We start from the raw sequence: 24,433 nt of genomic DNA, 5'->3' as shown, positions 1-24,433 counted from the left end.
CTCGCGCGCAAGCTCGGCGCGGGCGGCGGGCGTCCACATCGGGGTTCCTGGGTGAGCGTCAGACACTCTCCCAACGCCCGCGATGCTCGCCGCTCACCCAATAGCTAAGCTGTTCTGCCCATTATGAAACGGGGTCTTACACAGTGCTGAAGCCGCGTTCAAAGCACCATGCCTTTGTGGATCGCACCTTGATCGAACGTCTCAACGAAGACCGCGCCAATGCCTTCCGGAAGATGCCGCGTCACAATCGCAGCGTGAGACCCAACCGTAATCGCTTGCCCTAACGCCAGGGGTACCTCCAAATGCAGCGCAATGCCCGAGGCCGATAGGTTCAGGACCGTCGCTGATACTGTCATGCCGGCTGCCAGCCGAACCTCGACCTTTGTTTGGGTCGGTACGATCCGGCGATTAATCCGAACCGAGTCGAACTCCCGCGCCTGCTGCTTCCCGAGTTCGATGAGGCGACGTACAACCTCCACGGGTGCCGGTGTTTGCCCCGTGAGCTTGATCAGAAAGTCGCACACGCCAACCGAGACAACGCGAGCTTGCATCGGCTCGAAGCCGCGGATCTGGCAGTTGATTGCTCGCTCGACCTGCGGCAGTCGAGATGCACGCAGCTTTATGCCGGCGGCGGAAAGATCGACCGTGACTGCATGATGCTCAGGACCCTCGTAGGTATGCCAAAGGGCCGGAAGAACGACCGGACAAAGCCGAGCAGGTGGCTTTCGGGACAAACTCATGACGCTGCGTTTGACCGTGCTGCCATCGAGGCCGGAACAGGCGCCTCCATTCGCTGCGCTACCTCCTGTGTTGCTGCAAAGCGCGCTACTCGTTGCGCCGTGGCAACGGCCAACGTCTGGAATGCCTCCACTAAGCCCTGCATCTCTCGCGGCTCGGGCCGCCGGCCCGTCTTCGCAGTCAGGAACAGCTTAAGGGTCCGCCAACCACACTTGCTCGCCCGGACAAGGATCAGAAGCGGCTCGTGGCTTTCGGTCTCGTAGGCCTGCAAGGCCGTCCGACTTGGTACACCCGCCAACCGCGCCAGCGCCACGAGGGCTTCGGTCTCATCCCCTCTTTCCAGCCATTCACACACAACGAACTCGTTGAGGTCGGTCTTGCGCGCCTTTGTGGCAACTGCGACCTCGGCGACCAGAAGTGCATCGTCTCTCACCGGTGCTCGCAGCAGGGAAGCTGCTCGGCTGACAGCGTCCGTCGCTGCTGCTTGGCCGTTGAACTCAGCGCCAAGGCTTTGTTGGGCGCGTGCTTGAGCCAGCTCGACGAGGCGTTTGCGATATGCGGGCGGGATGTCGGCACGCTTGGTCAAGCTCGCCTGCAGTACGCTGTCATGGCTCGCACGGGTCACCAACGTGCGATGGCCAACCTCCGAGAAGCGAGCGCCATCATTGTCGGCCACGGAGCGCACGACGTCGCGATCACCTCGCGTGACAAGCACGTCGGTGACACGTTCGCTAAGGCTGGTACGGCGCGTGATGGCCATGAGATGCCCTTGACCACGTTGTTCGGCCACAAGGACAAGGTCATTCTCGTCCAAGCGAGAAGAGCGTTCCAGCACCGGGCCAGCTACGACGACCGATGCGTCCAGGGCGAGGTCGCGCACAACGCTGCGAGGGGCGTTGGCGACATTAGCCAGGTGTTCGGCAAGTTCGGCCCGAGCAGTAGTCTCGATGTCCCGCGCTAGCCGAAGAATGACCGCATCGAAGGCTGCAACCTGATCCTCGCTCAGGTCGGCGGCTTGGCCAACGAACAAGCCCGCCACACTACGCAGCATCGTACGACGTCGTTCGGGGTCGCCCCCAACCACCGCGGCTTCAACGTCGGAGACTACAGCTTGGACGTTAGAGCGCATATCAAACCTTGATGCGAAAATTAATGGCATCAGAACGGTTTAAACTAAGCACAGACCGTCTTAATAAGCTGTCAATTCATACAATTAGAAGCCATAAGTGTAGCGAGGTTCATCGTAACCGAGAACATCGAACTGCGCGCGGCGCTGGCCGAGGCGCAGGAACACCTGGTCGAGACCGCCGTCGATGTCGGCGAGATTGCACGCCCGTGTCGAGGTCCTGCAGGCTGAAGTGACAGCGTTGCGAACGGAGCGGGATACAATCGCATCCAGTGGCCAACGACGTCCTATGGCTAGGTGCGGATAGGGGCGCTGCTGCTTAACGAAAAAAGGCCACCCCCGAAGGAGCGGCCCGAAGTCTTGGGAGGAAACGTCCAAGAAGGACAGCGGGACCGCGACACCATCGCCGTCCCGCACTGCGAACCTAGTCGCTGCGCTGCAGCGAACAACCTGCCAAGCGTTGCATTTTCGGTCTGGCAGACAGTTGCGATCGGAAAGCGGCTTGTCCCCGACGTGTGACGCTTTAGACACGGCACGGCGAACCGTTTCACTTCTAAGCTTCACGCGACGCCTGCGCCACTTCGAGGATCGCAAAATGCCGATCCGGCGAGAGCACCGCTTCTTCTACCCGATCGACTGGCGCGAATTGTCGGCCATGGTCCGGTTTCAGCGCGCTGGCAGCGCCTGTGAGGGCTGCGGACGGCCGCATGGGCGCATGGTCTACCATCTAGGTGATGGGCGCTGGTGGGATGCCAGCATCGGAGCCTGGCGCGACGGGCGGGGCAAAAGCCTCGCCGAACTGCCGACCCTGGATGACCTGACGGGAAGCCTGCGCACGACACGCGTCGTGCTCGCGACGGCGCATCGGGACCACGACACCGCCAACAACACGGGCGCCAACCTCGCCGCGTTCTGCCAGCGCTGCCATGTGAACCATGACCGGCCGGAGCATCAGCGGCGGCGGTGGCGAACGCTGTTTCGGCGCAGGGCGCTGGGAGACCTGTTTCGGGGGGCCTACCTGCCATGACGAGAGCCGACCCGGCGACCGCCTAAAACGAAGTCTAAATGCGCATGCCTCTCGGTCATCAGGCAGGGTGTTAACTCCGGGGGGAACGCCTGTGGCGCAGCCTGAGAAAGCCACGCCCGAGAGGCAAGCTCGCCTTCGCATCAAAGGCTTATAAGAAGACGCGCTCAAGAAGGACACGCCTCAACGATGAGAGAGCGTGTCTGGATAAGAATATAGGGATCGTCGGTGTGTCCTGAACGCTACATCTACTCGCTGAGAAAACGGTATTTTATCCGTCAACCAGACATACCGATCGGTACCCTAGATATGAACAAGATCCTTACGTCCCTCGCAGCCTTCACGGCTCTCACCGCTGCCGCTTCGGCCGCCGACCTTCCGCGTCGCGCTCCGCCGCCGGCCGGGCCGGCGAAGATCGCGTTGCCGGGCGAGACGCCGACGACGGTGGCGCCGCGGTTGTCGTTGGCATCGAAGCCGTAGCCGGCATTGATACCGAAGTACGCGCCCGTCCAGGTGAACACCGGAACCGGGGTGAACACCGGCGGCGGGGCGCGACGCGGAAGGTCGGCGGCGGACGCGGCAGCGGTGAGAGCCGTGAAGGCTGCGAGGGACGTAAGGATCTTGTTCATATGTCGGGTGCCGATCGGTGTGCCTAGTTGACTGCTAGATACCCTTTTCCCGCGCAGTTGCTGTAGCGACTAAGACACACCTGCAATCCCTCTATTCTGATCCAATCACGCCCTCGCATCATGAGGCGCGCCCCGCCATCCGCACGCTTTCACGTAAGTCCCTGGTGGGCAAACAGCCCTGCTGTCTCGGCCTGGCTTTCCTGGGTCGCACTACGCGCGTTACCCCCAAAGTTCACACCCTGACTGACTGCCGAAGGGATCCGCTTCGAGGGCGCTGCAGTCGGGCGCCTGGCTGGCCCGTGGGCGCAGTTCGGTGCCGCCGAATAGGTCGCCCAGCGCACGGCGCCGGAACGGCGTTCGCTGTCGCTGATGCTCGGGCCGGTCGTGGTTCACGCGGCAGCACGGTGAGGCTCTTGCCCTTCCCGTCACGCCAGGCGTTAACCTCGGCATTCCGCCACCGCCCGTCGCCCAGGTGGGAGACCATGTGCCCATGCGGTCATCCGCAGCCCTCGCAGGCGCCGCCGGCACGCCGGAACCGGACCATGGCCGACAGCTCGCGCCCGTCGATCGGGTAGGAACAGCGGTCTGGATAGCTCGGCGGCCATCGATCTGCCGGCTGTGGTCTGCGCCGCATTCGCGGTCGGCAAATCCGTCCCGAGCCGTCAGGTGGCGCTGGCCTCTGCTAAGGCCGCCAGGACGTCCGAGAGGTTCCTCTCGGCTCTCTCGTGGACACGGTCCAGGGCACGCTGGGCCGCGAGCGCGCCGGTGCCCCCGGCGGCGATCAGGGCCAGCATGTCCCGATACGTACCCTCGCCGCCCTCGCGATCGACGCGAAGCCTGGCCAGGTTGTGGATGGTGCGCGTTCGCAGGTTGTCGTCGAGCGCTCCCAGCAGGGTCCGAAATTCCGTATCGCGTGGCTGGCAGGTATAGGGGTCGATCATCAGGCCTGCCGCCTCGCGCGGATCATCCAGGCATCACGGTCCGCACGTGCCACGGCCAGCTCCATCTGCAATTCCTCGACACGGGCATGCATCTCGCCGGCATCGACGGCGGTCTCGATTAAGAGTTCCTGAGCCTCGGCGAGCGCCGCGCGCAATTCCGCGTTCTCGGTCGCGAGCGCCAGGACCAGAGCCGTCGTCTCATCGCTCATCCCTCAGCAACCCATCTGATCCACCGTGGGCGCCGCCGCATCCGCGGCCAGCAGGTCGCTCGATCTGTTGCGACGGTCCTGTTTGCCCCTTCGAGCAGGGCCGCCGCCTACATTCCAGCCGACAACCTGCTCTCGCACCCTCGTGACCCGACGTTGGGCGGACCCAGTGCGTACACGGGCCGACAGGGTCAGGCGCAACCCGATTCCGTCAGCGGCTGCCGAAAATTATTTTCGACCGCTGACCGCGCACGCCATTTCGACTTTCATACGCCGGCCGGATCGTAGGGGCTCCATTCAACGGAGCCACGCCGATGCCTCTCGCGAGGGACGGCGCCTGAAGGACAACCGCGGTCGCTACGTGCCGCCGGATCGGGGCGATCCGAACGGCGCGGAGGTTGGCTGGAAGGCCCCGGCCACGTTCCTGGAGCGGGCTGCCGAAGGATCGGCCGCCGACTGGGAGTAGCGGGGGAGCACGAGGGGTTGGGTGCCAGCGGCTGATTGTGCGACGACCGTGTCGGGAGTCCATACCCCCGAGAGCGAGCGGGCTTCCGGCACCGGTGGCAGATCTGAGCGCCGAGGTTATCGAGCATCTGACGCTACATATGTCAGCGCTCCTCGGCATGTTGTGTTTCAACCGCCACAACGGTCTCTCAATAAAGAACCGCCGCGCGGAAGCGATCTCAATTAAAGGCAATAAGAAGCGCGCCAGGTAGACACATCAGTATATTTTAGGCTTCTTGGACATGCTCACACCGTGAGCCCGGGATGGCGGTTCCGGAACGAAGCCAGGCGAAATGAAAGCGTCATGACGGGTCCGAGCAAGCGATACCCCTGGGAGAGCCCCTCCGAACTCGAAGCGCCTACGAATGTGACCTCCTCGACCGACACCCACCTGGCCAACGTGTTGAGGTTGGTCGGGCCTCTCGACGACATCGGTGGTGGAGGCGCTCCCACCCGTCGTTCCTCGCCACAAGATTGGTCGAAGCTGATCGAGCGGGTTCGGCATGCGGCCAATCACGCCCGCGAGGTCGAGGCGCAGGCTCAAGAACAGGAGCTGCGCGTCCAGGAGGTGCTCGACCGCGTCCGCGAAGATGTCCGCAACGCCGCCGAGCGGGTCCGAGTCGCTGAGGCGCGCACCGCTGAAATTCAGAGCCGTGCCGACGCCATGCTGAAGCTGGCCGACGAGAGGGTAAAGGCGGCCGAAGAGCGAGCGCGGATCGCGGAGGAGTGGCTCACACGCGTCTACGACACGATCGCGAGCGAGTTCACCCTTGAGCCAGATGTGAAGAGGACTGCGTGATGCCGAACTCAGCTCAGCGTCCTGCAATCACCGTCCGCCCGGCCGGACGTGATATCTCGGCCGACGATGCTTGGCGCAGCAGCTCCGAGTTGGCGGCCGGGCTGCCTTCCAACAGCAAGATCGTACCCCTCTTCGTGGAGCCGGGCATCTCACCGTCAAGGCTTGCGGATGTCGGTCCTGGCGAAACCGACTGGCCTGCCGCGCTCGACCTGATCCGCGACGTTGGAGACCGCGTGCGCCGGGCACGCGATTTCGCGCAGGAGGTGTCCCGCCAGTCTCAGTCGATCATTCGCCGTAGCCTCAAGCACACCGAAGAGGCCGAACGGCGCGCCGAGGCTGCCGAAGCTTCAGCGGCCGCGGCCATCGCACGTGCCGAGAGGGCTGAGGAACTGGCTCGGCTGTCGGAAGCCAGGGCGAAGCTTGCAGAGAAGCAGGCAGAGGCCGCCAAGGCTGAAGAGGCTGAAGCTCAGCTATGGCTCAGGCGCGTGCATGCTTGCCTCAAGGACGAGTTCAAAGACCTGACCGAAGATCCGACCTGACCGTATCAACTGCCGTGAGGTGGCAGGGCATCGAACCGAGCCTCCGGCCCACCGTGGGCATCGGCGGCCGAACGATGCGAATTCTCGCTGCCGCCCGGTCCAGTGGCGCCGAGCGCCCGCGCTCGTTCGAGACAGCGGGTTGTGAGCGGCCATGGTCGTCGCCGCGTCCTCGAGGAAGGCGGCGATGACCGCCCGGTCCGCCATATGCGCCGCGGTTCGGAGTGATGCTGCGAGCTGGCGCAGCGCACGGTCTGCGCAAGGCGGGCGCGCGGCGGAGGAGGGCGCCACGGAGGCCGAATGGAACGCCTGGTTCGGATGGGCTGAGGGGAGCCGCGAGCGCGCGACCTACCCGCGCGGAGCCGACCGAGCGAAACTCGCCGAGCGGGTCGCAGAGAGGGCAGCAGCTCGAATGTCCATCTCCGCTTCTCCTGAACCGGTGCGGGGTTCGGAGCGAAAAGATCAATCCGAAAAATGGCTTGGAGAAGTGATGGCTCCCCGAGCAGGACTCGAACCTGCGACAAGGCGATTAACAGTCGCCTGCTCTACCAACTGAGCTATCGGGGATCACGGGGGGTGATCTACACAGCGTCGGTACGGCGCGCAAGGGCCTCGGGTGGATGTTTTGCATTTCGCGCGGGCTGCCTCGGGCGGCGCGAATGGAACCTCGGCAGCAGGGTTGCGCCGGGGCCACGAGGCGGCCGCGCCACGAGGCGCAGGCTTCGCGTCGCGATGCCGGAGGACGCGCAACGCCTGCGATCGATCGCCGGGGATGGGTCAAGGAAAAGTAGATGGGAGGACGTGACGTGGAGGCCTCGCCCGGAATCGAACCGGGGTGCAAGGATTTGCAGTCCTCTGCGTAACCACTCCGCCACGAGGCCTCGTCGCTCCGGCGCGGCCGTCGAAACGGGGCGCCCGCAAGATCCCGTGCCGGGCGGCCGGCGCGGGGTGAGGGGTCTCTAGCAGACGAGGCGGGCGCTGAGCAACGGGCGCGAGGCCGTATCTCCGCAGGATCGTCGGGCATTCGCGCTTTCGAAGGACCGCCGGCCGTCGAAAGCCGCCGAGCCCTCAGGCCTGCCACACCCGCGGGAGCGCCACGCCGCGGTAGCGGACGAGCAGGCGGGCGGCGACGGCGCGAAGCGGCCCGAGATCGGTGGCGAGGAGGCGGATCGCGAGGTGGCCGTTCCAGGCGCTCGCGCCGGCCTCGACCCCCGAGCCGGCGTTCGCGCCGCATTCCGCCAGCAGGCCCCGGGCCTCGTCCAGGCGCGCCTCCGCCCCGGGGGAGAGGTCGAGCACCGTCGCGCAGGCCCTGGCGCCGCCGCCGATCGCGGGCCGCGCGAGGCGGGCGGCGATCGGTCCGTCGAGGCGCAGGCTGTCGGCGTAGACGAGGCGGCCGCCCCGCCGGATGCGCCAGACGTCCTCGAACAGCCCCGCCTCCACCCGCTCGCCGCGGGCGGCCCGGCCGAAGGCCACGGCCTCGAACACCAGGAGCCCGGCATCGGGGGCGAGATCGGCCTCGAAGCGCCGCCGCAGGCGGGCGCGGTCGAACACGATCGTCTCCTGCGGCAGCCAGGCCAGCCGGGCCCCCGGGCCGAGGGCGACGCGGTTCGCGATTTGGCTCACCGGCCCGTCCGAGCGGTAGATCTTCTCCGCCGCGGTCGTGGTGAGGACGAGGCCGGCCCCGGCCTCGAGCGCGAGCGAGACCGCGAAGTCGTCGCCGCAGGCGATCCCGCCGGCGGTGTTGACCAGGATCGCCTCCGCGGCGCCCCCATGCGCGCGCGGGAAGCGCAGGCGCGAGGGGCCGGATTCGGCGAGGTCCGCGATCCGCGTCGCCGTGCCGGCGCCGTCGGCGGCGACGCGCAGCATCACCCGGCCGACCGAGCGCTGGCGCGCCGGCGCGGTCTCGGGCGAGACGGCGTCGGTCCGGTCCGAAACGGCGAGCCGGTCGCTCATCCGCGCGTCGTGGGCGCAGGCACGGCGGCGATCGGCGGGGTCGGGCGGTCGAGGATGCGGCGGCCGAACAGGCTCGCGACCAGCTCCACCAGCACGCGGGCGCTGCGGCCGCGCTCGTCCAGGAACGGGTTGAGCTCGACCACGTCGAGCGAGCCGACGAGGCCGGAATCGTGCAGCATCTCCATGATCAGGTGCGCCTCGCGGAACGTCGCCCCGCCGGGCACCGTGGTGCCGACGGCCGGCGCGAGGCCGGGATCGAGGAAGTCGATGTCGAAGCTGACATGGAGGTGGCCCGAGACCTCGGCGACCCGCTCCAGGCTGCGCCGGAGCGGCGCCACGACGCCGAACTCGTCGATGTGGCGCATGTCGGTGACCTCGACGTTGCGCGCGGCCACGAGGGCCCGCTCGCCGGCATCGATCGAGCGCAGGCCGAACAGGTGGACGCGGGTCGGGTCGAGGGCCGGGCGGTCGGGGTCGGCGAACAGGTCGGACAGGCCCGGCTCGCCGCAGAGCGCCGCCAGCGGCATGCCGTGCAGGTTCCCCGAAGGCGAGGTCTCCGGGGTGTTGAAGTCGGCATGCGCGTCGAGCCAGAGCACGAAGAGCGGCCGGCCGGTCCGCGCGCAGTGGCGCATCGCCCCCTCGACGGTCCCGAGCGACAGGCTGTGATCCCCGCCGACGACCACGGGCAGGTCGCCCGCGTCGAGGGCGGCCTCGACCTGGCGGGCGAGCGCCCGGGTCCAGGCCGCGACCGCGGGCCTGCCGACCGCGTCGGCCGGCCCGTCGGGCACCGCATCGCCATGGTCGGCCACCGCGTGGCCGAGGTCGCGCAGGGTGCGGACGAGGCCCGCGGTGCGCAGGGCGGCCGGGCCCATCACGGAGCCGGGCTCGCTGGTGCCGACCTCCGTCGGCGCGCCGAGGATCGCGATACGTTCCGGGCCGTCCATCCCCACCTCGTCCGTACGGAACCGGGCCGGTTCCTGCGCCGTGCGGCGTGACACGCTTGCGCGACGAGCCCGTGTCGGGGCCGCCGCCTCGGGCCTCGGCCGGGAGCGGCCGGCGACACCAAGGCCTGCCATGCGAAGGCTCACGCCGCGATAGGGCATGCGCAAGCCGCGGGCCAGCGGCCGGCCCGGCGCGGGGAAACGGGCGGGGCCCCGGGCGGTTGGCAGGGACGCCGGCCGCGGCGCAGCGAGGGAGATCGCCCATGCCGAACCGTTTGCAGACCGTCGGGTGCCGCGCTTTCGCCTGCGCCGCGGCGATCCTGCTCGCGCCCGCGGCCGTGGCGCAGACCACGCCGGCGGCGGGCGCCGCCCGCATCGCCGAGCACATGGAGGTGGTCGGCGCCGACGGGGCGCATGTCGGCACCGTCGACAAGGTCGAGAACGGCACCATCGTCCTGGCCGAGACCGACCGGGATGCCGGCGGACGCCATCACGCCGTGCCGATCGCGTGGATCGGCACGGTGGACGGCAAGGTGCTGCTGACGAAGCCGGCGGCCGAGGCGAAGGCGCAGTGGGATCGGGCGGACAAGCCGACGGACGGGCCGAAGCGCTGAGCCGGGCGCTACTCGGCGACCGCCTCGGTGACCTGGACGCGGCCGGCATCCTCGATGATCGCGGCGGCGGCGGCCTTGGCGAGCATGGCGTAGCCGCGGTCGGCCATGTGCAGGCCGTCGGCGGAGAAGAGCTGGCTGTGGGTCAGCTTGCCGTCGCGGATCCAGCCGCGCATCAGGTCGGCGCGGCGGATCACCGGCACGTCGAGCGCGTCGCCGATCTCGCGCACCGCGTCGCGGAAGCGGTCGGAGCCGGGGGTGGCGTCGAGCTTCGGGCACCATTGCGGCTCCATCAGCACGACGTCGATGCCGGCCTCCTGCATCCGGCGCACGGCGCTGACCGTCGCCTCGCGGAAATGCTCGATGGTGACGCCGCGCAGCGGGTCGTTGCTGCCGGTCTGCCAGATCACGAGCTGCGGCTCGGCGGCGATCACGTCCCGCTCGAGCCGGCGCAGCATGTCGTCGACGTGCTCGCCGCCGATGCCGCGGTTCAGCACCGTGATGCTCGCGGCGACGCTCGGCAGGGCGGCGCGGAGATCCGCCTGCAGGCGGGCGGGATAGGCGTTGGCCGGCGTGCTGGCGCCGATGCCCTCGGTCGAGGACGAGCCGAAGGCGACGATGCGCAGCGGTGCGCCGATGGCGATCTGCCGGGCGACGTGCGGCAGGTCGATCTCGGCGACTGCATCGCCGAGGCCGAAATCGAACGGGGCCGGGAGGAGGTCGGCGTAGGCGAGCACCGCGCTCGGCAGGACGAACAACCCCGTGAGCAGGGCGACGCCGCGAATCAGCCCCCGCAGGGGTTTCGTGACGCGGCGGGCGGACGCGGTGTTCGGCACGGGCACCATCGGAGCGTTCGGGCTTGCAGGATCCGAATACGATCCTACGGGACCGACCGAAAGGTCCCGTCTGCAACACCTGTTGAATTCCGATTGAATTCGTAACGCAAAATTAAGGCTGAATTCCGGTGATACCTGTTCGGACGCCCGCGCCACGCCCCGGCTCGTGGGCGTCGCCGATCAGTTCGCCGGCGGCGTGAGCACGAGCTTGCCCACGAACGGTGCGTTCTTGTTGGCCGTGCTGGTGCAGGCGAAGTCGTGGTCGCCGGCCTCGAGCGTGCGCACGCGCAGGGTGCCCTGGCCGTCCCGCTTGATCAGGTAGCCCTTCTCGCTCGCCACGTGGACGAGGTCGCCGTCGGCATGGAGCACGTGGCCGTTCTCGAACAGCCCCGCCGCGGTGATCGTCACCGGCGTGTCGGCGTGGCTGACCACGTGCAGCGCGACGTCGGTGTTGGCGGGCAGGCGCAGCTCCGCCGGCGCGCAGACCGGCTTGCCGCCCTCGGCGGTGATCGTCAGCTCGACCGGCGGCATCACGGCGCTCGACGGCGCGGGCAGGGGCTTGCCCTGGGCATGGCCCGCGGCGGTCCCGAGGACGAGGAGGGCGGCCGCGGCGAGGTCGCGTCGAAGATGCTGCATGAAGGTCCGTCCGGAGAAGCGTGAGCGACGGGCATCGCGCGGGGTCGCGCGGCCTCGGGATAGGAGCGGAATGGCAGCAGGCGCCGGCGAGTTCCGGCACGCGACGCCGCACCGGCGGCTCGCGACGGGGTCGGGCAGGCGCTCAGATGTAGGCGGAGGCGAGCGTCGGCGCGCGCCCGAGCGCGTGAGCCAGCACCTCGAGCGCCTGGGCGACCTCGGCGCGGGCGCCGACGCCGCCGAGGCAGATCCGCACCGCCTCGGGGGCGGGGCCCGCGGCGCAGAAGGCGTCGCTCGCGACGACGCCGAGCCCGGCGGCGCGGCCCTGGCTGGCGAAGGCCGAGCGGGTCCAGCCCTCGGGCAGCCGCATCCAGAGATGGAAGCCGTTCGGATCGGAGCGGACCAGCTCCCCCGGCAGCAGGCGGGCGGCGATGGCCTGGCGCGCCTGCGACTCGGTGCGGACGAAGCCGAGCACCGCCTCGCCGGTGCCGTCGAGGATCCAGCGCGTGGCGAGCGCCGTGGTGAGCGGCGAGGCCATCACGGTCGCCGCGCGCAGGGTCGAGGCCAGCGGCAGCGCCGCGCGGGCGCTCGGCGCGACGCAGTAGGCGAGGCGCAGCCCGGCCCCGAGGCACTTGGCGAGGCCGGCGACGTAGTAGGTGATCTCGGGTGCCAGCTGCTGGAAGCTCGGGGGCGGGTCCGGGCAGACGAAGCCGTAGGCGTCGTCCTCGACGATCGCCACGTCGTAGCGGCGCGCCACCGCGAGGATCGCCTCGCGCCGGCCCCGGCCGATCGTCTGGGTGGTCGGGTTCTGCAGCGTCGGGTTGAGGTAGAGCGCCTTGGGCGCGAGCCGGGTGCAGGCGGCCGCGAAGGCGTCGGGCTCCAGCCCGTCCGCGTCCGTCGGCAGGCCGACGAGCCGCAGGCCGCGATGGGCCGCGAGCGAGCGGATGCCGGCATAGGTCAGCGCCTCGGTGCAGAGCACGTCGCCGGCCTGCGCCACCGAGCCGAGGATCGCATCGAGGGCGCTGTGCGCGCCGGGGCAGAGCAGGAGCCGGTCGTGGCCGGCGACGACCCCGCGCCGCGCGAGCCAGAGCCCGCCGGCCTCCTTGTCGGCGTCGGTGCCGCCGAAGCCCTGGTAGCGCAGGAGGTTGGGCAGGTCGTCGGCGATCGCCGCGACGCCGGCCCGCATCCGCGCCTGCAGCCGCGGGTCGTCGGGCTCGGGCGGCAGGTTCATCGAGAAGTCGACCGCGCCGCGGCGGCGCGGCAGGGCCGGGCGGGGCGCCTGGAGGCTGCGCGCCGGATCGCACACGAAGGTGCCCTGGCCGACCCGCGACTCGACGAGGCCGCGGCCTTGCGCCTCCACGTAGCCGCGGGCCACCGTGGTGAAGTTCAGGGCGAGGCGGGCCGCGAGCACCCGCTGCGGCGGCAGGCGCTCGGCGACCGCGAGCTTTCCCGTGCGGACGTCCTCGGCGATCGCCTCGACGATGGCGAGGTAGTGCGGCTTGCCGAAGCGCCGCAGGTCGGGGCACCAGCCGTCTTCCGGGCGCGATCCCGGAGCGGGCGCCCCGGAGACGCGTGATTTCGGCGTCGCGCGGCTCATGTTCGCCTCCCGACCGGTCAGGATGCAGTCAATCGTCGATTGATCGGGAGCAATCGGCGTGCCGCACGCCCGAGCGCTGCGAACCGCGCGAGCGATACGGTCAATCCGGTCAAGTACTCGCCAGAGAATTAACAATAATGGCGCCCATTTTATCGGCAGATGCCGCGTCGTTCGGCGCCGTTTCCAAACAGACGTCGATCGCGCCGCATTGACCATTGACCGCATGATTGACCGCATCCCGCACCGGGCGCCGAAACGGCACGTCGTCGGCGTCTCGCTGGCACGGGGATTGCCATCCTCGATTGAACCTGCGGCCGGGATCATTCGATCCGCCGCAGGTCGCGATGCACAAGAGGGAGTGCGGCCGATGCCTGCCGTCAGCACCGACAAGCACAAGAAGGGCGATTACTTCGTCGATTACGAGGAGAAGGTCTTCGAGGACGTGAAGGCCGAGCCGGGGCAGAAGGCCCTGGTGACCTTCCACACCGTCGCGTTCGAGGGCTCGATCGGCTTCGTGAACCTGCTCCAGGCCACGCGCCTCCAGCGCAAGGGCTTCGACACCTCGGTGCTGCTCTACGGCCCCGGCGTGACGCTGGGCATCCAGCGCGGCTTCCCGACGCTCGGCGACGAGGCGTTCCCGGGCCACCTCAACATGAACAACCAGATCGCGAAGTTCATCGCCGAGGGCGGCAAGGTCTATGCCTGCCGCTTCGCGCTCCAGGCGCTCTACGGCCACGGCGAGCCCTCGCTGATCGAGGGCATCCGCCCGATCGCGCCGACCGACGTCCTCGACATCGTGCTGCTGCACAAGCGCGACAACGCCGTGATCATCGACACCTGGACCGTCTGAGCGGCCGGCCGCCGGCACCCATCACGAGCGAGGAGGCGGACAATGGCGGAGCCGCGCATCGTCCGGGCCGCCGCGGTCCAGATCGCGCCGGACCTGGACCGGCCCGAGAACACCCTGGAGCGCGTGCTGAACGCGGTCGCGGACGCGGCGGGGAAGGGGGCGCGCTTCGTCGTCTTCCCCGAGACCTTCGTGCCGTACTACCCGTACTTCTCCTTCGTCAGCCCGCCGGCGATGCAGGGGGCGGAGCACCTGCGGCTCTACGCGCATGCGGTCGTGGTGCCCGGCCCCGTCACCGAGGCGGTCTCGGCCGTCGCCCGCCGCCACGGCATGGTGATCGTGCTCGGCGTCAACGAGCGCGACCACGGCACGCTCTACAACGCGCAGCTGATCTTCGACGCCGACGGCAGCCTGGCGCTCAAGCGCCGCAAGATCACGCCGACCTACCACGAGCGCATGATCTGGGGGCAGGGCGACGGGGCGGGTCTCGCCGTGGTCGACACCGCCGTCGGCCGCGTCGGCGCGCTCGCCTGCTGGGAGCACTACAACCCGCTCGCCCGCTACTGCCTGATGACCCAGCACGAGGAGATCCACGCGGCCCAGTTCCCGGGCTCGCTGGTCGGCCAGGTCTTCGCCGACCAGATGGAGGTGACCATCCGCCACCACGCGCTCGAAGCCGCCTGCTTCGTGGTCAACGCCACCGGATGGCTCTCCGAGGACCAGATCGCCAAGGCCTGCCCGGAGGAGGGCTTGCGGGGCGCGATGCGCGGCGGCTGCTTCACGGCGATCGTCTCGCCGGAAGGGCGGCTGCTCGCCGAGCCCCTGCGCGCGGGCGAGGGGCTCGTGATCGCCGACATGGACCTCGCGCTCGTGACCAAGCGCAAGCGGATGATGGACTCGGTCGGCCATTACGCCCGGCCCGAGCTGCTCAGCCTCAACCACGACGCGCGCCCGGCGCTTCCCGTGACGACGACGCCTCCCGCGACGAACCGCCTTCCCGCGACGACCCGGAGTTCAGACCATGGACAGCCCGCTCCTGACCGGTTCGACCGCCCCGTCGCCGGCCTCCCCGGCTCCGGGCCCGGCGGCGCCCGGCCTTCCGACCGAGCGGCTGATCAACGCGCTGCAATCCTACGGAGTCCGGCTGGCTGACAGCCGCCCCGGCGTCCAGAGCCGGCGCGGCGGGGCCGGCCCCTCCGACCACAAGGCGATGACGATCTCGGGCCGCACGGTGATGGTGCCGGTCCACACCGCCACCGCCTTCGAATCGCCCTTCCTCGTGCAGCGCCCGGGGCCGGACGGGTTCAGCCTGATCGAGCACGACGGCGCGGTGGTCGGGCGGGTGACCTTCCCGGACAAGCCGCGCTTCTACGCGCTCCAGACCTTCGACGGGGTGCCGTATTCCAAGATCGCGGTGCTGCACGGGCGCGACGTCCTCGCGACCACCGTGCTGCAGACCTGCATCCGCTACCAGAGCCGCACGAGGACCTGCCAGTTCTGCGCGATCGGCCAGTCGCTGGCGGCCGGCCGCACGGTCGCGCACAAGAGCCCGCAGCAGCTCGCCGAGGTGGCCCGCGCCGCGGTGCTGCTCGACGGCGTCAAGCACATGGTGATGACCACCGGCACGCCGAACGCCACCGACCGCGGCGCGGCGGTCCTGTGCGAGAGCGCCTTCGCGGTGAAGGCCGCGGTGGACCTGCCGATCCAGGCGCAGTGCGAGCCGCCCGACGACGACCGCTGGTTCACCCGCATGCGGGCCTCGGGCATCGACGCGCTGGGCATGCACCTCGAGGCGGTGACGCCGGAGGTCCGCAGCCGGATCATGCCCGGCAAGGCGAGCGTCCCGCTGGAGCGCTATCTCGAGGCCTTCGCCGCCGCGGTGCCGGTGTTCGGGCGGGGCCAGGTCTCGACCTACATCCTCGCCGGCCTCGGCGACGCGCCCGAGGCGATCCTCGGGATGGCCGAGCGGCTCGTGGCGCTGGGGGTCTACCCGTTCGTGGTGCCGTTCGTGCCGATCTCGGGCACGCCGCTGGAAAGCCACCCGGCCCCGTCCCCCGACTTCATGCACGCGATCCTGAAGCCGCTGGCCGGGATGCTGGCGCGGGCCGACCTCCGCTCGGCCGACATCAAGGCCGGCTGCGGCCGCTGCGGCGCCTGCTCGGCGCTCTCCGCCTACGAGCGGAGGCCTTGAGATGTTCGAGCCGGTCGCCCCGTATCGCGCGAGCCTGTTCCGGGTGAAGTTCGCCACCGCCCCCTGGGAGCGGCGCGCCTGCGCGCGCCTGCGCCACGCGGTGTTCTGCGCGGAGCAGGGCCTCTTCGCGGAAAGCGACGCGGATGCGCTCGATGCGCACGCGATCCCGATCTGCGCCCTGTCGACGCTCGGCGGCGACCCGGACGCGGTCGTCGGCACCGTCCGCATCCATGCGGCGCCGGAGACGCCCGGCGAGTGGTGGGGCTCGCGGCTCGCCGTCGAGCGCGGGCATCGCCGGGTCGGGGCGCTCGGCGCCGGGCTGATCCGGGTCGCGGTGTCCTCGGCCCATGCGCGCGGCTGCATGCGCTTCCTCGCCCACGTCCAGGCCGGCAACGCCGCCCTGTTCGCCGGCCTGCACTGGGACGACCTCGGCGCGGTCGACCTGCACGGCCGGCCGCACCGGCTGATGCGGGCCGACCTCGCCCACTACCCGCCGATGCACGATCCCGAGCACGGGCTCGTCACCCTGCCGCGCGGCCGGCCGGCGACGGCCGCGTGACGGCGCCCCCCAGCCTCGACGCCATCGCCCGCGCCGTCCGCGAAAGCCGCGGGCTGGCGCACAAGCGCGACATCGACGCGGTCGTCGGGAGGCTCGGGATCGGCCGGCTCGGCGCGTGCGGCCTCGCGGTCCCGGCCGGGGACGACTGCGCCGCGATCCCCGACGGCGACGGGCACCTCCTGCTGGCGATCGAGGGCTTCCTCGACGGGTTCGTCGCCGCCGACCCGTACTTCGCCGGATTCTGCGGCGTGATGGTCAACGTCAGTGACATCGCGGCGATGGGCGGGACGCCGGTCGCGGTGGTCGACGCCCTGTGGAGCCGCGACCAGGACCACGCCGACCCGGTGCTCGCGGGCCTGCGGGCCGGCGCCGAGGCCTACGGCGTGCCGGTGGTCGGCGGCCACACCAACACCCGCAACGGCGCCGAGCACCTCGCGGTGGCGATCCTCGGCCGGGCCGGCCGGCGCCTGCTCACCAGCTTCGACGCCGCCCCGGGGGACGTGCTGATCGCCGGCATCGACCTGCGCGGGCGCTTCCGCGAGCCCCATCCGTACTGGGACGCCGCGACCGGCGCGCCGCCGGAGCGCCTGCGCGGCGACGTCGCGATCCTGGCGGGGCTCGCGGCCGACGGCCTGGCGCGGGCCGCCAAGGACATCAGCATGGCCGGGCTCGTCGGCACCGCGCTGATGCTGATGGAATGCTCCGGCGTCGGCGGCCGGATCGACCTCGACCGGCTCCCGATCCCCGACGGCGTCGCGCTGGAGCGCTGGCTCACCGCCTTTCCGAGCTTCGGCTACCTCGTCGCGGCCGCCCCCGCCGAGGCGCCCGCGGTCGTCGGGCGCTTCACCGAACGCGGGATCGCGGCCGCCGCGATCGGCAGCCTCGACGCGAGCCGGGTCGCGCGGGTGGCGCGCGGGACGGAGGAGGCAGTGGTGTGGGATTTCGGCAGCTCGCCGCTGATCGGCTGCGGCGCGACCCGCGGCGAGGGAGCGTGAACCCATGCCGCGGCAGCTGCGCATCGCGATCCTGACGCATTCGACCAACCCGCGCGGCGGCGTGGTGCATGCCCTGGCGCTGGCGGAAGCGCTGTGCGGGCTCGGGCACGAGGCCAGCGTGCACGCCCCCGACCCCACCGGCGGCGGCTTCTTCCGCCCCGCGCGCTGCCCCACCGTCTCGGTCGCGGCCAAGCCCGCGGCCGGGACGACGGTCGAGCTCGTCCGGGCGCGGATCGCCGACTACCTCCGCCATTTCGCGACGCCGGCAGCCTGCGACTTCGACCTGTTCCACGCCCATTGCGGCATCGGCGGCAACGCGCTCGCGACCCTGGCCCGCCGCCGCCTGATCCCGGGCTTCGTCCGCACCGTCCACCACGTCGACGCGTTCAGCGATCCGCAGCTCGCACAGTGGCAGGACCGGGCGATCCTGGACGCGCAGGCGCTGCTCTGCGTCAGCGCCGGCTGGAAGGGCGTGCTCGCGAGCGATTACGGGGCCGAGGCGACGATCGTCGGCAACGGGATCGACACCGACGCCTACGCACCCGAGCCGGCCGACGACGACGCGGCGGTCGCGGCGCGCTTCGGCCTCGGGACCGGTCCGGTGCTGCTCGCCGTCGGCGGCTTCGAGGCGCGCAAGAACACGCTGGGCATCGTCGCGGCGTTCGCCGCGTTCCGGGCCTCGCACCCGGAGGCGCAGCTCGTGGTGGCGGGCGGCGCCTCGCTCCTCGACCACGCGGATTACCGGGCCCGCTGCCGGGACGCGCTGGCGCGGGCGGGTCTCGCCGTCGGGCCCGGGCAGGCGGTGGTCGAGACCGGGCCGGTGGCGCAGGCCGTCATGCCGGCCCTCTACCGCCGCGCCGACGCCCTGGTGTTCCCGTCGCTGAGCGAGGGGTTCGGCCTCTGCGTGCTCGAGGCGATGGCGAGCGGCACCCCGGCGATCGTCTCCGACTGCGCGCCGTTCACCGAGTATCTCGGGCCCCGCGACGCCCTGTTCGTCGATCCCGACGACGCCGCCGCGATCGCCCGCGCGATGAAGGCCACCCTCGACCCGGAGGTCCGGGCGCGCCTGATCCCGGCCGGGCTCGCGATCGCCAAGACCCATCCCTGGCGGCTCTGCGCCGAGCGGCACCTGCCGGCCTACGCCGCCTGCGCGCGCCGGCGCCCGGAGACGTTCCATGCCTGAGATGCGCTTCCACATCCGCTGGCCCGACGGCGCCCGCGAGGCCTGCTACTCGCCCTCCCTGGTGATCAAGGACCACCTCGCGGTCGGCCAGGACTATCCGCTGGCTGAGTTCGTCGCGCTGAGCCGCACCGCGCTCGGGATCGCGAGCGAACGGGTGCGCGAGCGCTACGGCTTCCCCTGCGGCCGGGCGCTCGCGCAGCTCGCCCGGATCGAGGAGGGCGCGCGCCGGCAGGCGCCGGGCACCGTCCACGTCGAGGCCTTCGAGGAATGACCGTTCGCGAGGAATGACCGTTCGCTCCGCCCGCACGCGGGCGGGCCTTCGCCAGAGACCAGGAGACGCGCCATGAGCCGCCAGCCCGAGCCGGACACCCATTCGCCCGCGCACTGGCCCGTGATCGTCGTCGGCGGCGGCCAGGCCGGGCTCGCGATGAGCCGGCAGCTCGCCAACCGCGACATCCGCCACGTGGTCTTCGAGAAGAACCGCATCGCGCACACTTGGCGGACCCAGCGCTGGGACAGCTTCTGCCTCGTCACCCCGAACTGGCAGTGCCGGTTGCCGGACTTCCCCTACGACGGGCCGTCCCATGACGGCCGGGACCCGCACGGCTTCATGCAGCGGGAGGAAATCGTCGGCTACATCGAGGCCTATGCCCGCCACATCGCGGCGCCCCTGCGCGAGGGCGTCGGCGTCGCGGCGATCCGCCCGCGGCCCGAGGGGGGATTCGCCGTCGCCACGGGGGAGGGGGTCCACACCGCCGACGCGGTGGTGCTGGCGATCAGCGGCTACCACCTGCCGGCGATCCCGGCGATGGCCGCGGGCCTGCCGGCGGAGGTGCGGCAGGTCCATTCCTCGGCCTACCGCAACCCGGCGCAGATGCCGGACGGGGCGGTGCTCGTCGTCGGCTCCGGCCAGTCCGGCTGCCAGATCGCGGAGGACCTGCACCTGGCCGGCCGGACGGTGCATCTCGTCACCGGTTCGGCGCCGCGCTGCCCGCGGGTCTACCGCGGGCGCGACGCCGTCGACTGGCTCGCCGAGATGGGCCAGTACGACCTCACAGTCGAGAAGCATCCGCTGAAGGACGAGGTCCGGCGCAAGGCCAACCACTACCTCACCGGCCGCGACGGCGGGCGCGACATCGACCTGCGCCGCTTCGCCCGGGAAGGCATGCGCCTGCACGGGCGGCTGACGGGCATCGACGGCCCCCGCCTCGCCTTCGCCGACGATCTTGCGAAGAACCTCGACGGGGCGGACGCGGTCCATGTCGGCATCCAGGCCGCCATCGACCGGCACATCGCGGCAGCCGGCATCGCGGCCCCGGAGGAGGCGCACTACGCCCCCGTCTGGCAGCCCGGCCCGTTCGAGCCCGTGCTCCACCTCGCGACGGCCGGAATCCGCAGCGTGATCTGGGCGACGGGGTTCCGTGCCGATTTCGGCTTCGTCGAGGCCGACATCTTCGACGGCCGCGGCCTGCCGGTGCACCGCCGCGGCGTCACCGCCCAGGACGGGCTCTACGTCGTCGGCATGCCCTGGCTCTGGACCTGGGGCTCGGGGCGCTTCTCCGGCATCGCGCAGGACACCGCCTACCTCGCCGACGCGATCGCTGGAGCCGCCGCCGCGCAGCCGCTTCCGATCGCCAGCTGAGACGGCGGCCTCCGCGAAGGCCTACCCGACGATCACCCGCCGGTCGCCGGCCCGGCGGGTGAAGCCGGTGGCGTCGAGGTGCTCGAGCAGCGGGATCGAGAATTTTCGCGAGATGCCCAAGGCCGCCCCCGCCTCGCGGGCGAGGAAGCCGGATTCGGGCTGGGTCGCCCCGGGGAAGGCGGTGCGGAGCTTGGCCCGGGCCTCCTCCACCGCCGCCTTGTGGAACAGTACGGCGCGGCGCTGCACCCGGTCGACGGCGCGGATCACCGTGCCGGCGCCGACGAGGTAGGTCAGCGCCTCGCGGCGGCGCACGTCGCGCCCGATCGCCTCCGCCTCGTCGGGCGGGTTGAGCCCGGCCTGGCGGAACACGGCTTCCAGGCGCCGGGCGACCTCGCTCTCGTTGCGGGCCGGGTTGAACGCCGCGCGGCGGAAGAGGGCGCCGCCTTGCGCGACGTCGCCGGTGGCGACGAGGTCGCGCAGGGCCGCGGCGGCGACCGGCTCGGCGAGGCCGAGCGCCTTGACGATGCGCTCGGCCGGCAGCCCGTGCTCCATCGGCTGGTCGCGATGGTGGCCGGCGAGCACCGCCAGGATCGCGTCGCGAAGGCTCGCGAAGGCCGGGCCGCCGAGGATGCGCTCGCCGACCTCGCGGGCGCCGAGCGCCGGCAGCAGCGCCCGCACCCGGTCCGGCGCCGTGCCGCTGACGCGGGCGAGGTCGCGCAGGCCGGCGCCGGCCGCGCCGGCCTGCGCGAGGCGGATCGCCAGCGCCTCGGCCGGCCCGCCGCCGGCGAGCCCGGCGAGGTCGGCGAGCACGCGCAGGTCGTGACGCTTGCGGCGGCGGCTGTCGGGATCGAGCACCCGGCCGCCGGCCACCGTGATCGCCGGCGAGTCGCGGCGCAGGATGAACGGCTCGCGCGCCGGCACGGTGACCGCCGCGTCGAGATGGAGCTGCGCCGGCGCCGTCGCGCCGGGCTCCAGCGCGTCGCGATCGAGGAGGCGCAGGCGGGCCGCGACCTCGCTGGTGCCGAACAGCAGGCGCAGGGCCGTGCCGCCGGGGAGCGGATCGCCGCCCGGGCTCGCGGTGAGCGACACGTCGAGCCAGCGCGACGGCACCAGGAGGTCCGGCGGCGCGAGCGCCTGCCCCCGGCTCAGGTCGGACAGGCCGACGCCGCGCAGGGCCACCGCCGTCCGGCGGCCGGGCTCGGCCGTCGCGACGGCGCGGCCGTGGATCTGCAGCCCGCGCACCGTCGCCGTCGGCCCGCCCGGCACGATCGCGACCGCGTCGCCGACGGAAAGGCGCCCGCGCCGGAGCGTGCCGGTGACCACCGTGCCGAAGCCGGCCCGCGAGAACACCCGGTCGACCGGCAGGTAGGGGAAGCCGTCGTCGGCCCGCGGCGGGCTCGCGTCGAGGAGGGCCGCCAGCGCCTCGGACAGGGCGGGAAGGCCGGCGCCGGTCAGCGTCGAGGTCGCGACGACGGCAGGCGCCTCGAGGCCCGCCCGCGCGGCCACCGCCGCGACCTCGGCCGCCCGCTCGGCGAGGGCGTCGGGCGCGACGAGGTCGGATTTCGTGAGCGCGACGACGCCGCGGCGGACGCCGATCAGCCGGGCGATCTCCAGGTGCTCGATCGTCTGGGGCTTGATGCCCTCGTTGGCGTCGACCGCCAGCAGCACCGCCCCCATGCCGGTGGCGCCCGAGATCATCGCGCGGACGAAGCGCTCGTGGCCGGGCAGGTCGACGAGGTCGATCTCCCCGTCGCGTCCCTCGGGCGCGAGGAGGGCGAAGCCCGGCACGATCGAGACGCCGCGGGCCTTCTCTTCCTTCAGCCGGTCGGTCTCGATGCCGGTGAGCGCCCGCACCAGCGCGGTCTTGCCGTGATCGACATGTCCGATCACGCCGACGAGGAGTGTCTTCATCGCTTATCGTCACCGTCCCGACCGGGCGTGCCTCCGAACCGTCGCCGCCGCGCGCCCGCCCCGGATGGCGGTCGTTCGGGGGCATGGCCGGGAGACGCACCGAACACGCGCACCGTTCCCGTGAACGAGGACGACGCGCAGCCCAATCCGCGACGCGACCGCCGGCTCGGCATCGAGCCGAGGCCCCGCCCGGATGCGGCGGGACCCGCGAGACGGTCGGGTCGATTGTGCACAACACGCTCTTGCGCCAAGCTTTTGCACGAAGCGTCGGTCGCGCAAAGGGCAAACTTTGCGGATGCGGCCGAGGGCGCCACCGCCGCCCTGCGCGTGCTACACGGCGGGCGATCCGGACGGATCGGAGGTGGCTCCGATGCGTTCTCGCGGTGACAGGGGCTGCGGCCCGGAACGGACGGACGAACGCTTCATGGACACGCCGCGGGAGATCGAGCTGAAGCTGGAATGCACGGGCCCAGACCTCGCCGCACTCGGTGCCCATCCGCTGCTGCAGGGGCAGGCCGACGGGGCCGCATCCGAGCCGAAGCTCCTCGCGGCGACCTATTTCGACACCGCCGACGGCGCGCTCCGCGAGGCCGACCTGACCTTGCGGGTGCGCCGGACGGGCGAGGCCTTCGTGCAGACCGTCAAGGCGGGCTCCGGCGCGGCCGGGCTGTTCGACCGGGCGGAATGGGAGAGCCCGGTCGCCGGCGATGCGCCGGAGCCGGCGGCCTTCGCCGACACGCCGGTGGCCGATCTCCTCGCGAAGGCCGAGGCGCCGGACCTGGCGGCCCAGTTCCGCACCGTGGTGATGCGCTCGGTCCGGCCCGTGACCTACGGCGCCTCGCGGATCGCGGCGACCCTCGACGAGGGCCGGGTCGAGACCGACCGGGGCGATGCCCCGCTGTGCGAGCTCGAGCTGGAGCTCGAATCCGGCGATCCGGCCGACCTGTTCGCGCTGGCCCAGGCGCTCGCCGAGACGGTGCCGCTGCGGATCGGCGTGCTGTCGAAGAGCGCCCGCGGGTTCGCGCTGCGCGACGGCAAGGCCGCGCGGCCGAGCAAGTCCGACATGGCGCCGTTGCCGAAGGACGCGACCGGCGGCGAGGCCTTCCGCCACATCGCGCTCGGGTGCCTGCGGCACCTGCGCCTCAACGAGGACGTCTGGGGCCACGCCCGCGACCCGGAGGCGCTGCACCAGATGCGGGTGGCGCTGCGGCGGCTGCGCACCGCGCTGTGGCTGTTCAGGCCGATGCTGGCGGGCGACGCCCGGGCGGCCACGCTCGGCGACGAGATCAAGCGCGTCACCGAGCCGTTCGGCCGGGCGCGCAACCTCGACGTCTTCCTCGAGACCACCCTGCCCGACGAGATCGCCCGGCGCCCGGACGAGCCGGGGCTCGCCGGCCTGCGCGAGCGCCTGGAGACCGAGCGCGACCGGGCGCACGACGCCGTCGGCGCGATCCTGACCTCGCCTGAATGGCGCAGCCTGCTCCTCGACCTCCTGGCCTGGATCGAGGCCGGCCCGTGGCGGGAGGGCGTGGGCAAGCTCCGCGACGCGCCCGCCCGCGACCTCGCCACGGAGGTGCTGGAGCGCCTGCGCCGGCGGATCGCCAAGCGCGGCCGCCACATCGAGCGGCTCGATCCCGAGGCGCGTCATCGCGTCCGCATCGCCGGCAAGAAGCTGCGCTACGGCGCCGAGTTCTTCGCCGGCCTCTATGGCGGCCGGAAGGCGCGGCGGCGCCACAAGGCGTTCGCCGCCGCCCTCTCCGACCTGCAGGACCACCTCGGCGGCCTCAACGACCTCGCCACCGCGCATGCGGTGATGGCCGGACTCGCCGATGCGTCCGGGCCCGCCTCGGACGCGCTCGACGGCCAGGCGCTGTTCGCGGCGGGCCTCGCCACCGCCGATTCGGAGGCGCAGGCGGACGAGCTGCTCGCGGGCGCGGCCGAGGCCCACGGCACGCTGGCCGACCTCAAGCCGTTCTGGCGCTGAACCGGGCGCCCGTCGGCGCGTAGACCCCTCGCGGACGGCGCGGGGGG

Annotated in this window: 23 protein-coding genes, 2 tRNA genes and 1 pseudogene; 13 read left to right on the top strand and 13 right to left on the bottom strand. The window is 71.5% G+C overall.

The window, feature by feature from the left end; translation table 11 throughout:
* Nucleotides 1–158: 158 nt before the first annotated feature.
* Together MKK60_RS08945 and MKK60_RS08940 are read right to left on the bottom strand one after the other, a co-directional pair.
* Nucleotides 159–740, bottom strand: coding sequence for a PilZ domain-containing protein (locus MKK60_RS08945; RefSeq protein WP_243985156.1), 582 nt, complete (start codon nt 738–740; stop codon nt 159–161).
* The gene (locus MKK60_RS08940) at nt 737–1,789 is read right to left on the bottom strand and encodes a DUF2336 domain-containing protein (RefSeq protein WP_243985154.1); all 1,053 of its coding nucleotides are present in this window, start codon (nt 1,787–1,789) and stop codon (nt 737–739) included. The genes MKK60_RS08945 and MKK60_RS08940 overlap by 4 nt, the downstream gene beginning before the upstream one ends.
* Nucleotides 1,790–2,459: 670 nt before the next feature.
* On the opposite strand from MKK60_RS08940, the gene MKK60_RS08935 reads away from it, so the two are divergent.
* Nucleotides 2,460–2,891 carry a hypothetical protein gene (locus MKK60_RS08935; protein ID WP_243985152.1) on the top strand — a complete coding sequence of 144 codons (432 nt, stop codon included), beginning with the start codon at nt 2,460–2,462 and terminating at the stop codon, nt 2,889–2,891.
* A 410-nt stretch (nt 2,892–3,301) separates the two neighbouring features.
* On the opposite strand, the pseudogene MKK60_RS08925 reads toward MKK60_RS08935, so the two are convergent.
* The 3 genes and pseudogenes from MKK60_RS08925 to MKK60_RS08910 form a co-directional block, all read right to left on the bottom strand.
* A pseudogene (locus MKK60_RS08925) lies at nt 3,302–3,517 on the bottom strand (porin family protein); the annotation flags it as partial.
* A 662-nt stretch (nt 3,518–4,179) separates the two neighbouring features.
* Nucleotides 4,180–4,458, bottom strand: coding sequence for a hypothetical protein (locus MKK60_RS08915; protein ID WP_243933848.1), 279 nt, complete (start codon nt 4,456–4,458; stop codon nt 4,180–4,182).
* Nucleotides 4,458–4,667 carry a hypothetical protein gene (locus tag MKK60_RS08910; RefSeq protein ID WP_147728420.1) on the bottom strand — a complete coding sequence of 70 codons (210 nt, stop codon included), beginning with the start codon at nt 4,665–4,667 and terminating at the stop codon, nt 4,458–4,460. The genes MKK60_RS08915 and MKK60_RS08910 overlap by 1 nt, the downstream gene beginning before the upstream one ends.
* Nucleotides 4,668–5,472: 805 nt before the next feature.
* On the opposite strand from MKK60_RS08910, the gene MKK60_RS08905 reads away from it, so the two are divergent.
* Together MKK60_RS08905 and MKK60_RS08900 are read left to right on the top strand one after the other, a co-directional pair.
* On the top strand, nt 5,473–5,967 hold the full coding sequence (locus MKK60_RS08905; protein WP_187274893.1) for a hypothetical protein: 495 nt from the start codon (nt 5,473–5,475) through the stop codon (nt 5,965–5,967).
* Entirely contained in the window at nt 5,967–6,506 is a 540-nt protein-coding gene (locus MKK60_RS08900; RefSeq protein ID WP_243985150.1) for a hypothetical protein, read from the top strand. The genes MKK60_RS08905 and MKK60_RS08900 overlap by 1 nt, the downstream gene beginning before the upstream one ends.
* A gap of 488 nt (nt 6,507–6,994) precedes the next feature.
* Here the strand turns inward: MKK60_RS08900 and MKK60_RS08895 are convergent.
* The 4 genes from MKK60_RS08895 to rocF form a co-directional block, all read right to left on the bottom strand.
* Nucleotides 6,995–7,070: transfer RNA gene (locus MKK60_RS08895), tRNA-Asn, on the bottom strand.
* A 240-nt stretch (nt 7,071–7,310) separates the two neighbouring features.
* Nucleotides 7,311–7,384: transfer RNA gene (locus MKK60_RS08890), tRNA-Cys, on the bottom strand.
* Between the two features lie 187 nt (nt 7,385–7,571).
* Nucleotides 7,572–8,456: an urease accessory protein UreD gene (locus tag MKK60_RS08885; protein WP_147843661.1), complete on the bottom strand. Its 885-nt coding sequence runs from the start codon at nt 8,454–8,456 to the stop codon at nt 7,572–7,574.
* Complete coding sequence (gene rocF, locus MKK60_RS08880) at nt 8,453–9,400, bottom strand: arginase (protein WP_243985148.1); 948 nt, start codon at nt 9,398–9,400, stop codon at nt 8,453–8,455. Before rocF ends, MKK60_RS08885 begins: the two co-directional genes overlap by 4 nt.
* A 260-nt stretch (nt 9,401–9,660) precedes the next feature.
* On the opposite strand from rocF, the gene MKK60_RS08875 reads away from it, so the two are divergent.
* Nucleotides 9,661–10,011 (top strand): DUF2171 domain-containing protein, encoded by a 351-nt coding sequence (locus MKK60_RS08875; protein WP_243985147.1) that lies wholly within the window; start codon nt 9,661–9,663, stop codon nt 10,009–10,011.
* Between the two features lie 8 nt (nt 10,012–10,019).
* Here the strand turns inward: MKK60_RS08875 and MKK60_RS08870 are convergent, their stop codons facing one another.
* The 3 genes from MKK60_RS08870 to MKK60_RS08860 form a co-directional block, all read right to left on the bottom strand.
* Nucleotides 10,020–10,844, bottom strand: a complete 825-nt coding sequence (locus MKK60_RS08870; RefSeq protein ID WP_405042981.1) for an SGNH/GDSL hydrolase family protein — start codon at nt 10,842–10,844, stop codon at nt 10,020–10,022.
* 180 nt (nt 10,845–11,024) lie between these two features.
* On the bottom strand, nt 11,025–11,480 hold the full coding sequence (locus MKK60_RS08865; protein WP_147729670.1) for an anaerobic typically selenocysteine-containing protein: 456 nt from the start codon (nt 11,478–11,480) through the stop codon (nt 11,025–11,027).
* A gap of 142 nt (nt 11,481–11,622) precedes the next feature.
* Nucleotides 11,623–13,074, bottom strand: coding sequence for a PLP-dependent aminotransferase family protein (locus tag MKK60_RS08860; protein WP_147859825.1), 1,452 nt, complete (start codon nt 13,072–13,074; stop codon nt 11,623–11,625).
* A 367-nt stretch (nt 13,075–13,441) separates the two neighbouring features.
* Between MKK60_RS08860 and MKK60_RS08855 the strand changes: the two genes are divergently transcribed.
* The 8 genes from MKK60_RS08855 (at nt 13,442) to MKK60_RS08820 (ending at nt 20,491) form a co-directional block, all read left to right on the top strand.
* Nucleotides 13,442–13,924, top strand: a complete 483-nt coding sequence (locus tag MKK60_RS08855) for an MSMEG_0572/Sll0783 family nitrogen starvation response protein (protein ID WP_147729031.1) — start codon at nt 13,442–13,444, stop codon at nt 13,922–13,924.
* Nucleotides 13,925–13,966: 42 nt separating this feature from the next.
* Nucleotides 13,967–15,073 (top strand): Nit6803 family nitrilase, encoded by a 1,107-nt coding sequence (locus MKK60_RS08850; RefSeq protein WP_243985145.1) that lies wholly within the window; start codon nt 13,967–13,969, stop codon nt 15,071–15,073.
* On the top strand, nt 14,958–16,112 hold the full coding sequence (locus tag MKK60_RS08845) for an MSMEG_0568 family radical SAM protein (protein ID WP_243985162.1): 1,155 nt from the start codon (nt 14,958–14,960) through the stop codon (nt 16,110–16,112). The genes MKK60_RS08850 and MKK60_RS08845 overlap by 116 nt, the downstream gene beginning before the upstream one ends.
* A 1-nt stretch (nt 16,113) precedes the next feature.
* Complete coding sequence (locus tag MKK60_RS08840; protein ID WP_243985143.1) at nt 16,114–16,671, top strand: MSMEG_0567/Sll0786 family nitrogen starvation N-acetyltransferase; 558 nt, start codon at nt 16,114–16,116, stop codon at nt 16,669–16,671.
* On the top strand, nt 16,668–17,666 hold the full coding sequence (locus tag MKK60_RS08835) for a sll0787 family AIR synthase-like protein (protein WP_243985140.1): 999 nt from the start codon (nt 16,668–16,670) through the stop codon (nt 17,664–17,666). Before MKK60_RS08840 ends, MKK60_RS08835 begins: the two co-directional genes overlap by 4 nt.
* A 4-nt stretch (nt 17,667–17,670) precedes the next feature.
* Nucleotides 17,671–18,849, top strand: coding sequence for an MSMEG_0565 family glycosyltransferase (locus tag MKK60_RS08830; protein WP_243985138.1), 1,179 nt, complete (start codon nt 17,671–17,673; stop codon nt 18,847–18,849).
* On the top strand, nt 18,842–19,120 hold the full coding sequence (locus MKK60_RS08825) for an MSMEG_0570 family nitrogen starvation response protein (RefSeq protein WP_147729117.1): 279 nt from the start codon (nt 18,842–18,844) through the stop codon (nt 19,118–19,120). Before MKK60_RS08830 ends, MKK60_RS08825 begins: the two co-directional genes overlap by 8 nt.
* A gap of 72 nt (nt 19,121–19,192) precedes the next feature.
* The gene (locus tag MKK60_RS08820; RefSeq protein ID WP_243985136.1) at nt 19,193–20,491 is read left to right on the top strand and encodes an MSMEG_0569 family flavin-dependent oxidoreductase; all 1,299 of its coding nucleotides are present in this window, start codon (nt 19,193–19,195) and stop codon (nt 20,489–20,491) included.
* A 21-nt stretch (nt 20,492–20,512) separates the two neighbouring features.
* On the opposite strand, the gene MKK60_RS08815 is transcribed toward MKK60_RS08820, so the two are convergent.
* Nucleotides 20,513–22,402 carry a SelB C-terminal domain-containing protein gene (locus MKK60_RS08815; RefSeq protein ID WP_243985134.1) on the bottom strand — a complete coding sequence of 630 codons (1,890 nt, stop codon included), beginning with the start codon at nt 22,400–22,402 and terminating at the stop codon, nt 20,513–20,515.
* Between the two features lie 424 nt (nt 22,403–22,826).
* On the opposite strand from MKK60_RS08815, the gene MKK60_RS08810 reads away from it, so the two are divergent.
* On the top strand, nt 22,827–24,386 hold the full coding sequence (locus MKK60_RS08810; protein WP_243985132.1) for a CYTH and CHAD domain-containing protein: 1,560 nt from the start codon (nt 22,827–22,829) through the stop codon (nt 24,384–24,386).
* The last annotated feature ends 47 nt before the right edge of the window (nt 24,387–24,433 follow it).

Origin of the sequence: Methylobacterium sp. J-092, assembly GCF_022829325.1 — a bacterium.
GTDB lineage: Bacteria > Pseudomonadota > Alphaproteobacteria > Rhizobiales > Beijerinckiaceae > Methylobacterium.
This window is presented reverse-complemented; position numbering and strand designations above follow the sequence as displayed.